This is a genomic window from Chryseobacterium sediminis, from assembly GCF_008386505.1.
GTDB lineage: Bacteria > Bacteroidota > Bacteroidia > Flavobacteriales > Weeksellaceae > Chryseobacterium > Chryseobacterium sediminis.
The window spans coordinates 1,125,538-1,141,875 of sequence record NZ_VUNZ01000001.1 but is presented as its reverse complement, the minus strand read 5'-3'; the positions used below and the strand labels follow the sequence as shown (position 1 = coordinate 1,141,875).

Below are 16,338 nucleotides of genomic sequence, written 5' to 3'. Positions count from 1 at the left end.
TGATGAAGCAAAAAATAGCAGCTTTGTGACCTCAAAAAACAATATAAATATCTATGCAAAAAACAAAAACTCCTGATTATAAAAAGATATATGAAGATATCTTGCGATTGAGATATCCGGGGAAAAAAGAACAATGTGAATCCCTATTATCTAAGCCCATATTTTCAGTGAAAGATGTTATTGCCATTAATGATATTATTTTTCCGAAAGCGGATAAGAAAACCGAATTTGAAAATCAAAGGCATCGTTCTTATGACAAATCAGCAATTCTTGAAATTCTGGATTATCAGAAAAATAATAATCTTAATAATAGTCAGTTAGCAAGGTATTTTAAACTGAGCCGTAATACGGTTACCAAATGGAAAAAACAATTTCAGGTTTAATACACAATCAGGCTGCCTCGGTTTTTGAGACAGCCTGATTTTTTTCAGTTCTTTAATTATTTAACTATGATACTAATACTTTCTCTATGTTCGCTTTCATAAAGAATACTGATGATATAGCCTCCTTTGCTATATGTTGAAAAATCTAATTTTATATCATGAACATGAAGGTTTTTCAAATCATTAATCTTTCTTTGTGCCATGTCATAAATGGTGATATTCTTAATTTTCTCCTTACTCCTGATATAACAAAAATCTGTAACAGGGTTGGGGTAAAATGTAAGTTCAGGCTGTACTTGCTGATCCATAGTTCCAAGGGAGCTAATAGTAATTATTTTATTATAGGTTTCAGCACAGGCGTTTTTATTTACAGTCAGGGAAACGGTATAAGTTCCGGGAGACGCATATTGATGAACCGGATTCAATGAAGGATCTGTTATACCGTCTCCAAAATTCCACAATACTGAAGTGTAATTTGCGGAATGATTGGTAAAGTTTACTGTTGTTCCGTTAATGCCCGCTGTGAAATCCGAATGAAGATGAAATACATTACTGTTCCACTGGGCAGGATTATTAAAAAAAACCTGATCTGCAATATTCTGAAAATTTTCAGCAGTGTTTTGAGGCAGTCCATTGTAGAAAGTAGAAGGAAAAACATGATCCTGGAAAATTGCAGAATACATAGAAGCTGCCACAAGATAACTTCCTTTAGGCCCCGGATGAATGTCATTGTAAGATCCATGAAGGGCAAGATCCGGAGAAGAGTTGTAATAATTCCTTGCAGATTCTCCGGCAGGAACCATTTCTACCTGCATCAGGTTAGACATCTTAGTAACGGAATCCTTTATTTTCTGCTGAAAAGTAAAATAGACGTTATACTCATTAGCCGATGGTACTCCATACGGAATTTCATATAAGAAAATTTTGGAACATGGGCTGTATTTTCGGATGGAATCCCTAATCTTACGGCCACGTTCTGCTGTCACTGAAACAGGATAAGAATGACCTGCAGATTCACCAGTTCCGGGCTGCATGATAACATATTTATAGTTTTTTGATTTTATTTTTTGGTACAGTGTAGGATCATCTACATGATTAACAAATCCGGTTCCTCCCGGAGTATGGGTCGTTATGGAAACATTTTTACCTTTTGAAGCCGCTATATTTTTGAAAATTTCAGGCATGTCATTAAAATACGTGACACTGTTTCCTATAAACAGAACCTCATCGGATTGGCAGAAAGATAAGACTGAAAAACCAGTACATATCAGAAGAAGTAGTTTTTTTAGCATATTATTTCTGTTTTTTTGAATTGTAAATTAAAATAATTCTTTTAAGAATAAAGCATTGAACTTTTCTTATATTTTATTGAATGTAAAAAATTACTCACAGGTTTGATATTCATGTTTTTTAAAAAGGTACCTGTAGAGAACCACTCACACTACAGGTACACAATACAAACGATGATTAAAGATGTTAATTTACATGTATTCTTTTTTGTTAATTTACGATATTGCTATGAGTTACTTTTTATTAACCTTTTAAAATGGTATCTGCAGAAATAAGGTATACTGCAGATACACATACTAAGGATGATTAAAAATGATTTACTTATGAAATGTGCTTTAATACTGATTTGAAAAGCACCTGCAGGAAACCCAATCTATGCTGCAGGTACAGTATTAAAGGTATTTTAATGAAAATGTTAATTTATTTACTTTGTTTGAGATTTTTGTTTTATAATGTGTTATTGACTGGGCTATATTTTTTTTAAGATGTTGAAGAAAAGTACCTACAGGAATAAGGTTTGTCCTGCAGGTACAGGGTATACTAATTTATTACACTATTTTTTTATTAATTTTGTATTGTAGGTATTCTTGTCATCTTTGATGGTGATCACATACATTCCTTTTATCAGAGAAGTAACATTAATTCTTTGTCCGTCAAGTTTTCCTTCCTGAACCAATCTTCCGTCTGCACTGTAGATTTTGTAATCAGCTTTACCTTTCATATTTCTTACTTCTACAAAGGTGTCTGCCGGATTAGGATAGATCCCGATATCTGATGTTGGCTGAACGGATTCCTTAGCTCCAAGGGCAGCAGCTATCTTTACAGAGAAATCCCATACCGAACCACTAGAAAGAACACCGCCTCCATTCACATTAACAAAAGGGCTTGTACACGCATCAGCTGATGCATTGAAAAAGCCACTTGCAACTCTCATTCTTAATGTCTTATCTCCATTGTAGGCATTTGCCGGAACTGAAAATACAAAGTTGCCCTGATGTTTTTTATTGGCATTGGGAGCAGCTCCATTAAAACCTATTCTTTCTGAGTTTTCAAATATTCCGTTTCGGTTATAATCAATCCATACCTGTATCCAATCCTGATAATTTCCTCCTGCACGGTTGGCGTGAACGATATAATTTAAAGTATATTGAGCGCCCTGAGTAAGCTGAATTAATTTTGCTGGGTCTTCCGAATAATCTTTATAAGCATGCTGAACTACACTTGAGTTAGCTGTTAAATCAACATTAGATAAAGCTATCTTTTGTATACCGCTGAAAAGAGAAGTGTTAAGCGTATTCCCTCCGGTAGTCATCAGACAGTAATCATATCCTGTGCGTAAACCTTTGGTTTTAAAATTGTAAGTAGGAGAGAATGCTCCGGCAACATTATTAATAACTGATGCTACACTTACGTCATAAGACGTTTCATCCTCAAGGTTATTCAACAAAACTGAATTTGTTGCACTGGCTGCATTAGACCAATTGGCTGTTCCTGTTTTTCTGTAATTGACAGAATAAGTAGCTCCCGGGACATGATTCCATGAAACGGTTGCTGAGGTTTTTAAAATGTCATTGTCAAATGCTGCGATTCCTGTAGGAGCATTATTTACAGAAGCTGGTGCGCTTCCTACGGTTATTGTAGGGGAAACAGCATAAAATACATTTCCAACCGCTGAAATTCTCAGTTTAATATTTCCCTGAAGAGCTGCAGGCATCTGCATTTCAAAACTTCCATCATTAGGAGTTGAAGCCACCAGTTCTGTCCATGCTGCTCCGTTATTCAGATCGGTTGTATATTCAATCTTTACATTGGCTGTGTTGTATGGGGCAAGATTTGTATTTGCCACATCCCATGAAATGGTATTGGATGCATTATTATACAGAACAGAAGAATTACTCAGTCCTTTGAATTTGAACGGGCCATCGTTTCCTACTGTCACTGTATTTTCTGCTGAAATATTCAATGGCCTGTTCGGGTTATTATCCCTTACAGATACAGCATAATGTAACACTCTTGGGATGTATGAAACTGTTTCCCAGGTGTCTTTATTGGTCAATTTACCGCTCATAACAATAGGCAGACTTGGGAAATATCTTCTGCCGGAAGCCACTGCAGGGAAAGAACGTGTAAGTGATCCTTCAGGATTGAACCCCCAGCCGCTGTCTCCTGAGATTGAACTGGTAGAGCCTACGCTGTCATATTGTTCCCAATTATATGTGAACTGATCCCCTTCGGCATCTACTGCATTGGCATCCAGGTAATATGCTGTCCCTTTAGGAATATTATAGGAAATAAGCGGAGCAATAACGGGTGCATTATTGTTGGCAATATTTTCGGCAACTCCGCAAGCTGGTTTACCTTCAAGGTTGTTGAGGATCTGATTGATAGATGAATAATGGAAATAAGCATCACTGTTCATTTGTACATTATTGGCGGTAATTCCGGCATAAGCCATGATCGTTGTTCCTCCTCCAGGTTCTATATTAACTCCTGAACCTTCCGTAACGGTAGAAAATGTATGGTTACCTCCAAGCTGATGTCCCATCTCATGGGCTACATAATCAATATCAAAAGTATCTCCCACAGGATTGCCATTTTGTGTATATCCAGAACCTTTACCTAATGGTTCTGCTGCTGTTGGGTCAGTACATATACATCCTATACATCCAGCATTTCCATCTCCTCCGGCAGCATTAAAGACGTGTCCTATATCATAATTGGCATCCCCTACCTGAGCAGTTAGGGTTTGTTGCAGCTGACTATTCAGGTCATCTGTATAAGGATCATTAGCAGAGTTCGCGAAAATGATATTGGGAAGATTTTGTATAGTAAGATGAATTGCAAATTCTTTTTCAAAAACACCATTTACTCGGGTCATGGTATTATTCATCTGAGCAAGAGCCCCGGCAACACCTCCAAACAGTTGTGTGTATTCACCCGTTGCAGACAGAGCCAGCCTATAGGTTCTATATCTAGAAGCAGCAGGTCTTCCTGTAATGTCAATCCCCGGAAGTTTATTTTTTCCGGTATTTTTTAAAAATTTAATATCCTTCCCTTTGTTTCCTTCCATGCTGCAGCTAAAGCCATGTTCGGAGTCTGTTCTTTGAGTCTTATAAAATACTCCATACGTTTTTTTATCTGTCGTAATAGGTTCAATGAACTGAAATACACCATCTTTGATGATCATGGACTGTATTTCGTTAGGGGATGTACTGAATCTTATATATTTGGAAGGATCATCTATCCCGACCCCTACATAAGAGCCTAGTCCGTATTTTTCCATTAATGATTTTTCCATCACAGGATTGCTGTATACAGCAAACTTTTCAATCTTTCCTTCAGCAGTGGGTAATTGTATAGTGACAGACTTTGCTGTAGGACCTGTTTCCTCAGCATTTTTTAACAGCTGAATTAATGTATTAATATCAGTTTTATAAGCATACTGGATTTTTACTTCCCTTCTGATCTCTGAAACTTTCTGTGAAGAAGGCTCCCATCTCTGGGCATTAGAAAGACAGAAACCTGATACCAGGAATAATGATAATAGAGTTTTTCTCATGTTGAAAAATTTAGGTATTGAACAATGTTTTTTAACACTGGGAATAAATTCCGATGTCAAAAGTAATTGCTAATTTTATAATGTAAATCATGTTTAATTGCGTTTATTCTTAATAGTGTATGTGATACGTATGTAATTTTGTTTGGATGGGCTTGTTGTAGTACTAATATTGTATTTTGAAATTTAAATGAGTATGGTAAAAACTTTATCCTTTTTATTCTTTTTAATGTTTTCTTTTTTCTATTCGCAGCATTCTGAGAAACAGCTCAAGGACATTCTTTTTGATATAGAATTTTCTAGTGCCGGACCAAAAGAAATAAGAAAAATTGACAGCCTGATTAAGGTATGCAGAAAAAATTCTTACAATGATTGTGTAGCGTTAGGCTATCTTAAGCTTGCCAATATTTATAACCGGAATAATGATATGAAAAGGTCTTTTTATTATACTGATAAAGTAGAAAAAGAGAATCTCATCACTTCAGATACAGATTTTGAGGTTATATTTTATCTTCATTTACAAAAATCTTTTTTATATCAGAAATTGGGAGAAAGGGTTTCTTCTTTAAAGCAGTTGGATGAAATACATGGAGAGACTATGAAAACCAATAATGCCTATTTTATCTATCTGCTCAGTTTACAGTACGCATATGTCTATGATGAATTAAATGAAACAGAAGAAACATTAAAAAATTATAAAATAGCCTATAAATATGCCAAAAGTTATAGAGAAAATAAGGACAAACGCTATCGGATAGATAAAAACAGACTGAGTAACAGTTATATGGTTTCTGCTTATCTGGGAGGGATGTATTTAGAATTAAATAAAATGGATTCTGCTAAAATCTATATTGAAGAAGCTCTCCGGAACGAAAGAACAATGAATGAAATTGGGATGAAATTTAATACTTATTTTTATGCAGCACAGTATTTTAAAGCGGTAAAAAATGTTAAACGAACTCAGCATTATTTATGGATCTGTAAAAGTATTGCTAAAAACTATTATAAAAGTGAAAATTATCAAATAGGTGTTGCTGAGGAACTTAAGAGTTTATACGAAAGCCTGGGGCAAAAAGACAGTGCCAATTATTATTCACAATGGTTATTAGATATTGAATCTTCAAACCGTGAGCAAAATCAAATACTGAATGATGCTGTTGATAAAAAGAATGAAATAGAAAAGACCAACATCAAGAAAGAAGCAAAAAATCTTTTTTTCATTCTGTCTGTGAGTGTTGTAATTTGCATTCTTTTTATATTCCTTTTCCTGTACTATTACAGAAAGCATAAGAGTAAGACCCTGGATAAGATTGATATCCCTCATCATTCTTTAGTTCAAGAAAGTATTTTCAGGGAAGTCATACAGCTTGCCAAAGAGAATAATTCTGAATTCCTGACCCGATTTAATGAATACTGTCCCCGTTTTTCAGAAGAACTTTTAAAAGTATATCCGCTAAAATATCAGAGATCAGATTTTGTGCTTACATTTATCTAAACTTTTCTACCAAAGAAATTGCAGAATATACATTCACTTCAGTGCGGACTGTGCAGACCAAAAAATATAATGTAAGAAAAAAGCTCACGATTCCCAGTGATATGGATATTTATATATGGTTTTCTAAATTATTATCTGATAATTTAGAATAATTAGACCGTATACAGTATATTATATTTAAAATAAAAATATCTAAACAAAAAATCACCTCCGGCTGTAGGAGGTGATTACTGTAACGTGATACTTAAAGGTAATTATTCTCTGTTTTTTACAACAATCCAGCCTGAGAATTTTATAGGAGTATTATTCTTGTTATTTTCATTCCATGAAACAGAATACCAGTAGTTTCCTGTAGGAACTTTTCTGCTGTCACTGGTAGTTCCTCTCCATTTATAATTGTTAGATTTATCTGCCAGAAATATTTTATATCCATATCTGTCAAAAATTGATATTTCCAGATTTTGTTTATTTGAAAGGGCAGAATAGTCAATATAATCATTAACACCATCGTCATTCGGAGTGATCATATTGATGAGATTAGGGACCGTGATATTCACTTCTATTGGAACGCAATTGTAGCTGTCTTTTACATATACTTTAGATTCACCTCTGGGAATATTGGTAAAGACATTAGAATCCTGCCAGTTAATATTATCCATAGAATATTGATAAGGAGGAGTTCCGCCATTGGCATATATGGTAACAGTAGTTTCTGTAATATCAACACTTGTAATGACCATGTTATCGGAAGGATACACAGTCACTTTTTGAGTGGTAATACAATTTCCGGTTTTTAGTTTTACCCAGTATTTTCCTACTCCTACGTTATTGATAGATTGTGTAGTAGCTCCTGTACTCCATTCATAGCTATTGAAACCGGCTCCTGCATCTAATGTTGTTGTGTTTTCAATACAAATAGTCTGATCATGTAAAGTTCTTGAGAAAACAGGAGGTATTACTGTTAATGTAACTTTAGCAATAGAGTAGCATCCATCTACGCTTAATACTTTAATGTAGACTACTCCGTTAGGAGCAATGTATGCTGCCGGATTTGCTATGGCATTAGTTCCACTGATGGCATCAGTCAATGATGGGTAATATTCTTTGGTAAGCCCGCCTTGTGAAACAACAGCTTGTGACAGGTTAAATGAGGCTAAAGATGGGGTACTTTCAATAAAACAAGATTTTAATTCAGTGTCATTAACAATCACAACAGGATAAATATCCAGCGTGATTTTCGCTGTGCTTACACAACCCTGAGGAGTAGTTACCTTTACGTATACTGTAGCTGCTGCAGAAGCATAGGCAGAAGGGTTTGTAATTTTATTAATGTCATTGTTAAGATCATTTAAGGTAGAATAAAACTCTTTGGTAACCCCTGCGATATTTGTTACTGCAGCAGTATTGAGATCAAAGGTTGCTGTTCCGGCATTGTTATTATTACATCCGGTAAGATTAGCATCTGTGGCGGCAAATGGAGTAGGATTAAGCTGGATGATCCCGTCGCCATTATCACAAAGAGTAGAAGTCGGGTCTTTAATAACTACTGTGATGGTTGTGTTTCCGTTATAGGCGAAATTGGCAGGATTGGCAATCGGAACTGGGTTTCCCTGTACATAATAGGTGAAAATATAATTTCCGGGATTATTTACAAATTGAGGATTATAGGAAGTAAGATCTACCACACCATTTCCGTTAGCAGGATTGGCACACACAAATGGAATTATCGTATTATTTAAAATAGGAACTTTATCTACATATACTTTAACATCTTTAATAGAATGTCTTGCACTGGCAGCCCCTGTTGCAGCAGAGAACCCAAAAAAGCCTTGATTCATTCCTATTGCGCCACCAGAGGGAGCAAAAGACTGATCCACAATAAGTACACCATCTATTTTTACCTTGATGATCCAGTTTACAGGATTGTTAAGATCTGTTTCTCCGTTTACTTCAACATGTTTGTAGGTGTTTCCGACAAAAGGCTGCGTGGTAATAAGATCTGGAGAGTGAAATGTGCTTCCAGGTGTATTATTGAACTCAATATTGTTTCCAGCGGTATTATTAGTGCCATAAAGAATATGTACTTTACTCATCTGACCATTGTTGGTGTTATTGAAAATATCAAAGCCTACCATTAATCCGTTGGCATTAGCAGGAATTCCCAGCCCCCCTCCATTTACAAAACCTGCAGGAGGATTGGCGAGATACCAGAATGTAAAACCGTCTCCTCTACCTAATTGAGCAGTTCCGTTTCCGTCAATTCTGAAGTCAAATTCCACTTTCCATTTATCACAAAAACTAAGCTTGATAGGATTTGCTAATTTTATAGCTCCATATCTTCCTGTTTGGTCTTCGGTAAGTCTTATGAAATCTCCGTTCACCGCAGCATCTGATACAAGATCCCAGCCTGCGGTATTTACAGGGTTTCCGGTAAGCTGATAGGTTTGTGATTGTAATTTCTCGGGGAGGCAGCATGTTAAAATAGTCAATAATAAAATGAGTATAGTTTTTGTCATAGTAGATAGATTGTAATGTTAATTATTTTACTGTAGTTATTGGCAGACTGAGAAAATGATAAGGATGAAAAAAGTTGTTTTTTTCAAAAATGTAATTCTTTTAAAAGGTACCTGCAGACTTTATTTACACTACAGGTACGCAAGGATGATTATGAAAACTTAATTATTTAGAAATATATTTTGGAAAAGCCGAAGATTGATGTTAATAAAAGATCGTAGAGTTTTTATCATAAAAAAATTTAATTATTTAACAATTTGTTTTGAGGCTCCAAATAATATTTAGGTATTCAAAATTAATTGCTAATTTTATAATGCAAATAGTGTCTTAATGTGTTTTTGTTGATTTGTGTATATGATACGTAGGCGTTTTACGTAGTGTAGGGTGATGTAGTAGTAATATTGTATTTTAAATTATAGTGGAGTATGGTGAAAAATTTATCCTTTTTCTTTTTTTTAGTGTTTTCTTTTTTCTATTCTCAGCATACCGAGGAGCAACTCAAAAACATTATTTTTGACGTCGATTTTTCTACCGCCGGGCCAAAAGAAATAAAAAAAATTGACAGCCTTATTGAGATCTGTAGAAAAAATTCTTATAATGATTGTGTTGCATTAGGGTATCTTAAAATTGCGAATGTCTATGATAGAATGAATGATTTCAAGAAGTCTTTTTATTATATCAATAAAGTAGAAAAAGAGAATCTTATTAATTCGGATACAGATTTTGAAGTTATATTTTACCTTCATATTCAAAAATCTTTTTTATACCAGAAACTCAATGAAAGGGTAGCTTCTTTAAAGCAGTTGGATGAAATTTATGATGAGACCATGAAAACGGGTAATGCCTATTTTATTTATCTGATCAACCGACAATATGCAAGTAAATATGATGATCTGAAGAAAAAAGAACTGGCATTAAAATATTCCAGAATTGCTTACAAATATTCTAAAATTTACAGAGAAAATAAAGATAAGCGTTACAGGATAGACAAAAACCGACTGAGTAACAGCTATAAAACTTCTGCCTATCTTGCGGGAGTCTATACAGACCTCCATAAAATGGATTCAGCAAAAATCTATATTGATGAAGCTCTCAGGAATGAAAAGAAGATTGATGATATTGGTATACAATATATCACTGCTTTTTACGCTGCACGCTATTTTAGAGCGGAAAAAAATATTGAACAAACTCAGCATTATTTATGGATATGTAAAAATATTGCCAATAATTATTATAAAAGTGAAAACTATCAAATTGCAGTAGCTGAAGAACTGAAAAGCCTGTATGAGAGCCTTGGGCAAAAAGATAGTCTCAGTTATTATTCTCAATGGCTATTGAAGATAGAAGCATCAAACAGTGAGCAAAATCAATTGTTGAATGATGCTGTTGATAAACAAAATGAAATAGAAACGACCAATATCAAGAAAGAATCAAAAAACCTTTTTTTCATTTTGTCTGTGAGTGTGGTAGTATGCATTCTTTTTATATTTCTTTTTTTGTATTATTATAGAAAGCATAAAAGTAGAAATCTGGATAAGATTGATATACCTCATCAGTCACCTGTTCAGGAAAGTATTTTTAAAGAAGTCATACAGCTTGCCAAAGAAAACAATCCTGAGTTTTTAACCCGTTTCAATGAGTATTGCCCACGTTTTTCAGAAGAGCTGCTGAAAGTTTCTCCTTTAAAAATATCGGAAATAAGATTTTGTGCTTATATCTACCTGAATTTCTCTACCAAAGAAATTGCAGAGTACACATTTATTTCAGTGAGAACAGTGCAGACGAAAAAATATAATATAAGAAAGAAGCTGAATATTCCCGGTGATATGGATATTTATGTTTGGTTTTCTAAGTTGTTGAAATAAAGGCTGAGATATCTATAAAAAACAAAGGCTATTCCGTTTTTATGAAATAACCTTTGTTGCAAATGTGAAAAAGTATAATTGTTTTGAATGATAAAACCTTGAAAAAAGCACCTGCAGGAAAATAACACGAAAACTGCAGGTACACGATCTCCTAATTATTAAAAACTATTTTCTGATTCTGAATAGGTATTATTTTTTGATCGTTTTTATTGTTTTTATAGTTCCGTCCGTCATTTTTAAAGTAATCAGATATAATCCTGCCTTTAAATCATTCAAATATAGTTGGGACGAGGGTTTATCAATGGTTTTAACAGCTTTTCCTGAAGCATCTAAAACCGAAGCCGATTTCACTTTTGAGATATCAGAAATGGTAATAGCATCACTGAATGGATTAGGAAATATTGTAATATTATTTTTGTTATTCAAAACCTCATGGTTAGATAATAAGCTGTTGTCATACGCAGATATTTGGAATTCTCCATTCCCTGTTATTGATTCATATTTCCAGACCCCTATATATAATGTGGAACCAGGAGTCTGCCCCGTTAATGAAATCAAAGAAAAATTACCTTCTCCACTGTCATCATCACAGGCAATCTCTGCTAAAGAACCACATGCTCCATTATAAACAGTGAGTACAGTATCATCAAATAAAGAACCAGAAAGCTCTTTGGTTTCTATTGTTAAGTTTCCACTTGCCGGAACGATTACTTTAAACCATACATTATCAATCGCATCTGGGTTGCAGGCAGGAGAAGAGCCGTCCGTAACAGCAGCTATATTAGTTGCAGTAATTGCTCCCGAAATAAAATCTGATGCTAAGCTAAGAGGAGTTGCTTCTGAGCAGTTGTCATTTAAAGCTGGTAATGGTTCATAAGCAGAAATCTGAAATTCTCCATTGTCGATAGATGAATTGTATTTCCATACACTTATGTATAATACTGTACCTGGAGTCTGCCCCGTTAATGAAATCAGGGAAAAATTATCTTGACCGCTGTCATCATCACAGGCAATTTCTGCTAAAGAACCACAGGACCCGTTATAAACAGTAAGCACAGAATCATCAAATGAAGAACCTGAAACTTCTCTTGTTTCTATTGTTATGACTCCACTTGCCGGAACTACTACTTTGAACCATATATTTTCAACAGCATCAGCATTACAGGAAGGAAGATTACCATCTGTTGTAGCACCTATATTGGAAGAGTTAACAGCTCCTGAAACAAAGTTCGTTCCTGTCGTCAGAGATGTTGCTTCTGAGCAGTTGTCATTTTGTGCCTTTACAAATAGGGCCGCAAATAAAAATACACAGGGTAATAAATTTTTCATACTAATTTAGTCGAGTTTAAATGGTTAACTGATGAGATTCTATAATGAGTTATTGTTTTTTTGATGATGATCAGTTCATTTTATTTTGGAGAATAGAATATTTTGGGACAAAAGTAATTGCTAATTCTATAATTTGAATGATGCTTATTTGTACCTTTTACATGTTGTGTATGTGATACGTAGTTCAATGGTAGAAGGATAGTATTAATATTGTATTTAAGATTAAGAATGGATTTTATGATACACAAACTAAAGTGCTTGTATCTACCTGAATTTCTCTACCAAAGAAATTGCAGAGTATACATTTATTTCAGTGAGAATGGTGCAGACGAAAAAATATAATATAAGGAAAAAGCTGAATATTCCCGGTGATATGGACATTGATGTTTGGTTTTCCAAATTGTTGAAATAAAGAATAATAGATACCAAAATAAAAGAGACTATTTCATAAGTGAAATAGTCTCTGTTTTTTAAATTAACATCCTGTTAATGCCAGTCATTAATTTCTTATGGTGGAAATATGGAGGCACTTCTGTCCATTAAAGTCTTTAATTTCAATATTGCTGATCATGTCATTATAGACCCGGGTAGTGGTATCATTAAACTGGTATCCTTCAATAAATACGGGTCTGTCTTTTGGAAGATTACTTTGCTCATTGAGCATTTCCAATGATAAACTATCAGGATAACCTTCATTCTTTTTAAACTTAATTTCTATTAATCCGTTATCAGAGATATAATCGAATTTCTTTAAATGAGAGGGCAGGCTGGCTTTGGTTTTATAAACGTTTACTTTTTCAATACTGTTTTTGTAAAGATCAAACATACTGACAGTTCCTATGGCATCATTGTAAACGGCAAATTGTACACTGCTGTTTTTTTGGCCCCAAAGTAAACCTGAAGTAATAATGAGGAATATATATAATAGCTTTTTCATAATAAATAGATGTTTAAATGTCCAATAATTTACTGAAGATTAGGATTAATTTCTGTTTTTTACAGTAATCCATCCTGTGAATTTTATTGGAGTCTGTGTTCTGTTGGTTTCATTCCAGCCCATATCAAACCAATAGGTTCCGGTAGGTACGTTTTTACCACCAGTAGTTCCGTTCCATCTGAATCCGTTCAATTTATTTCCTTCATGAATCTTACTTCCATATCTGTCATAGATACTGAATATAAAATTAGGTTTATATGCTAAAGCAGAATAATCAAGGATATCGTTTATTCCGTCACCATTCGGGGTGATGATGTTGATCAGATTAGGAACAGTAATTTCTACCTGCACAGAAGTACAGTTGTATGAATCCTTTACGTAGAAAGTATTGCTTCCGCGGGGGATATTGGTAAATATGTTTTCATTCTGCCAGTTGATATTATCCATCGAATATTGATAAGGTGCCGTTCCTGCAATTACTGTCACTGTAACCGTATTATTGTTAATATTAATATCTGAAATGACTGGGTTTTCAGAAGCATACACTTTTACGGTTTGTCTGGTGGTACATTCTCTGGTTTTCAGATCTACCCAATACGTTCCTACTCCTACATTCTTGATAGACTGTGTTGTCGCTCCCGTACTCCATTCATAAGAAACAAAACCTGGTCCCGCATCTAATGTGGTTTTATTTTCCATGCAGATAATTTTATCCTTTAATATATCTGAATACATAGGAGGAATCACTGTAAGAGTTACTTCTGCAATTTTATAACACCCATTGGCATTACTTACCTTAACGTAAACCACACCAGTAGGAGCAATATAATTGGCTGGAGTCAGAATTTCGTTTGTCCCATTATGCGCATCAGTAGGAGATGGATAATAATGCTTAACCGTTCCCGGTTGTACATTCACTCCTGCAGATGTTAAATTAAATACCCCAAGCATAGGATTAGAAGGCTGGTAGCATGATTTTAAAGCTGCATCTTTGACAATCGGGCTTTCAGAAACCGTTAATGTTAAAGTTACCTGCTCGCAATCTGTAAAGTCAGGGTTGTTTCCACAAAATTTATAAACAATAGTATCAGTACCCAGATAACCGAAGTTGGGAACATAATTAATCACTCCTGCCGCATCAATAGTAGCTGTACCGTTTGCCGGAGGAGTAATAATAGTTACCGTGCTTGGAACATAAGTTTGGGTAGAATTGGTAAACTCAGGGACAATAGTCTGGTATCCTTCACAAACAATCATTGCTTTGGTAGACTCTTGAAGACATGTATATACCTTATAAACCGGAGTAGTTGCCGGACTACAAGTACTTACTGAGATTTTCACTGTATAATTTCCTGCAGTCAGCGGAGTATATGTATTGGCATTGGCTCCGGCAATCGGATTTCCGTTCAGGAACCATTGGTAGGTGTCATAACTGTCACTCACTTCCAGTACAATCCCCGGAATACATTCTCCAGTTTTTTTGGAAATAAGTGGGATGGAAGAGAAACCTGCAAAATAACCTCCGTATCCGGAGGTGCTGTAACCACCGTTAATACCTGCTGTTACAGCCTTATCAGAAACAACCGTTACATTTCCGGTGATAGATGGGATGGCATAGGTCACCCAAGTGCTATTTCCTGTTAATGGGAAAGGCCCTTCTGCAGCTGTAGGAGAAATTCCGTTTACCGTTACATTAGCTCCGGTTTCCGTTAAAATATTCAGTTTTACAACAGTTCCGGTTGGGACAGTACTTGTTGTGCCCGGTCCTGTCGGCATTTCATTGATTTTCCCGATTTCTTCAATTTTTCGGGGTAGAAAACAGTTTAATGGAGGGATATAGTTGAAACCACAGGTTGCACTGCTGTTATTCACAGAAACCAACTGATATAAATAGACATTTTTTGAAGTCGTAACAAACATATTAAAGTGCCCGGAAGTTCCCTGCTGAACATAGTTACTTCCTGAAATCCTATAAAATTCCCCACTGTTGATAGTCGCAATAGGAGTGTTAGAACCATTAATGAATATTTGGGTGTTGTTTTCTGTTCCTACAACAATACCGCCTTCCAGATCAGCATTGGTAGATCTGGTTCTTACCATGGCAAAAGTGCTTCCAAGTCTATCTGTAGGGACAGACTGATCAAGAATTGCATCCGATCCTGTACTGGTATTACTTCCGAAATTCCCATTAACATTTCCGTTGGTAAGGGTAATGGGTTTATCAGAAACAATTTTAGCTCCAATAAAAGCCGATAGATTTTGACCGCCTGCTCCTGCACCTCCTGCAAAAATAAAAGACTGTCCTTTATTAAGAGTAATTGTTTGCGAATTGCTTGCCGGCATTCCTCCAAAAAAAGTTACATTTCCGTTCCATGTAGTCGTAACAACTGTATTGTTTTCTGTTGCCAATATACCTGCCGTGAAGTTATATCCGGTAAGTGATGAGGTAGTTGGGGTTCCGGCTACAAAAAATTCTTTTCCAATCCCTGCTTTTCCTTTACTGGTTATAATTTCAGCGTGTGTAGTACTGCTTACCATTCTTAATGAACAGTAGAATGGTTTTGGTCCTTGTACATATAAACCTTTATTGATAGTAGTGAAAGCATCTGATGTAACATTAGCAGCTATACTACCGATGGGTACAACAAAAGTCTGAGAAGCACCTTTACTAATGGTTACATTACCAATCGGAACGTTGTTGCTGTTAATTGTAACAGTAAAAGGAGTTGTAGAATCGGTAGAAAGGTATAATGCCTGTGTATAACTTGTAGAAGCGTAATACGGTGCAAACCAGTGGTCTGTGTCTCTTTGGGCACAAATAGGAATACCTAATAATAGGAACAATAAACTAAATATAAAGCTTTTCATGCATTGCTGAATTTTGATTTTAAAAATTACGAATTTTTTTTAAAAAAATGATTATGATTCCTTTATTAATTTTTTATGAATTGTTATGTTTCCATTTGTTA

The 16,338-nt window shown here is 35.0% G+C and carries 11 protein-coding genes; 5 read left to right on the top strand and 6 right to left on the bottom strand.

Going from position 1 to position 16,338, the window contains the following annotated elements:
* Positions 1-53 precede the first annotated feature (53 nt).
* A complete protein-coding gene (locus tag FW780_RS05305; RefSeq protein WP_149832535.1) occupies positions 54-383 on the top strand; it encodes a helix-turn-helix domain-containing protein in 330 nt (109 codons plus the stop codon).
* A 56-nt stretch (positions 384-439) separates the two neighbouring features.
* On the opposite strand, the gene FW780_RS05300 is transcribed toward FW780_RS05305, so the two are convergent.
* Together FW780_RS05300 and FW780_RS05295 are read right to left on the bottom strand one after the other, a co-directional pair.
* Positions 440-1,675: a PKD domain-containing protein gene (locus tag FW780_RS05300; protein ID WP_149832534.1), complete on the bottom strand. Its 1,236-nt coding sequence runs from the start codon at positions 1,673-1,675 to the stop codon at positions 440-442.
* Between the two features lie 551 nt (positions 1,676-2,226).
* The gene (locus FW780_RS05295; protein ID WP_149832533.1) at positions 2,227-5,232 is read right to left on the bottom strand and encodes a reprolysin-like metallopeptidase; all 3,006 of its coding nucleotides are present in this window, start codon (positions 5,230-5,232) and stop codon (positions 2,227-2,229) included.
* Between the two features lie 193 nt (positions 5,233-5,425).
* On the opposite strand from FW780_RS05295, the gene FW780_RS05290 reads away from it, so the two are divergent.
* Positions 5,426-6,724 (top strand): hypothetical protein, encoded by a 1,299-nt coding sequence (locus FW780_RS05290; RefSeq protein ID WP_149832532.1) that lies wholly within the window; start codon positions 5,426-5,428, stop codon positions 6,722-6,724.
* A complete protein-coding gene (locus FW780_RS22695) occupies positions 6,640-6,876 on the top strand; it encodes a helix-turn-helix transcriptional regulator (RefSeq protein WP_149833813.1) in 237 nt (78 codons plus the stop codon). Before FW780_RS05290 ends, FW780_RS22695 begins: the two co-directional genes overlap by 85 nt.
* Positions 6,877-6,978: 102 nt before the next feature.
* Here FW780_RS22695 and FW780_RS05280 read toward each other — a convergent pair whose 3' ends face one another.
* A complete protein-coding gene (locus FW780_RS05280) occupies positions 6,979-9,240 on the bottom strand; it encodes a T9SS type B sorting domain-containing protein (protein WP_149832531.1) in 2,262 nt (753 codons plus the stop codon).
* A 423-nt stretch (positions 9,241-9,663) separates the two neighbouring features.
* Between FW780_RS05280 and FW780_RS05275 the strand changes: the two genes are divergently transcribed.
* Positions 9,664-11,103, top strand: coding sequence for a helix-turn-helix transcriptional regulator (locus FW780_RS05275; protein ID WP_149832530.1), 1,440 nt, complete (start codon positions 9,664-9,666; stop codon positions 11,101-11,103).
* A gap of 189 nt (positions 11,104-11,292) precedes the next feature.
* Here FW780_RS05275 and FW780_RS05270 read toward each other — a convergent pair whose 3' ends face one another.
* Complete coding sequence (locus FW780_RS05270) at positions 11,293-12,432, bottom strand: T9SS type A sorting domain-containing protein (protein ID WP_149832529.1); 1,140 nt, start codon at positions 12,430-12,432, stop codon at positions 11,293-11,295.
* Positions 12,433-12,694: 262 nt separating this feature from the next.
* Here FW780_RS05270 and FW780_RS22765 point away from each other — a divergent pair, with 262 nt between their 5' ends.
* Positions 12,695-12,844, top strand: a complete 150-nt coding sequence (locus tag FW780_RS22765; protein ID WP_149833812.1) for a helix-turn-helix transcriptional regulator — start codon at positions 12,695-12,697, stop codon at positions 12,842-12,844.
* 87 nt (positions 12,845-12,931) lie between these two features.
* On the opposite strand, the gene FW780_RS05260 is transcribed toward FW780_RS22765, so the two are convergent.
* Positions 12,932-13,369, bottom strand: coding sequence for a hypothetical protein (locus FW780_RS05260; RefSeq protein WP_149832528.1), 438 nt, complete (start codon positions 13,367-13,369; stop codon positions 12,932-12,934).
* A gap of 45 nt (positions 13,370-13,414) precedes the next feature.
* Complete coding sequence (locus tag FW780_RS05255; RefSeq protein ID WP_149832527.1) at positions 13,415-16,237, bottom strand: T9SS type B sorting domain-containing protein; 2,823 nt, start codon at positions 16,235-16,237, stop codon at positions 13,415-13,417.
* Positions 16,238-16,338 lie beyond the last annotated feature (101 nt).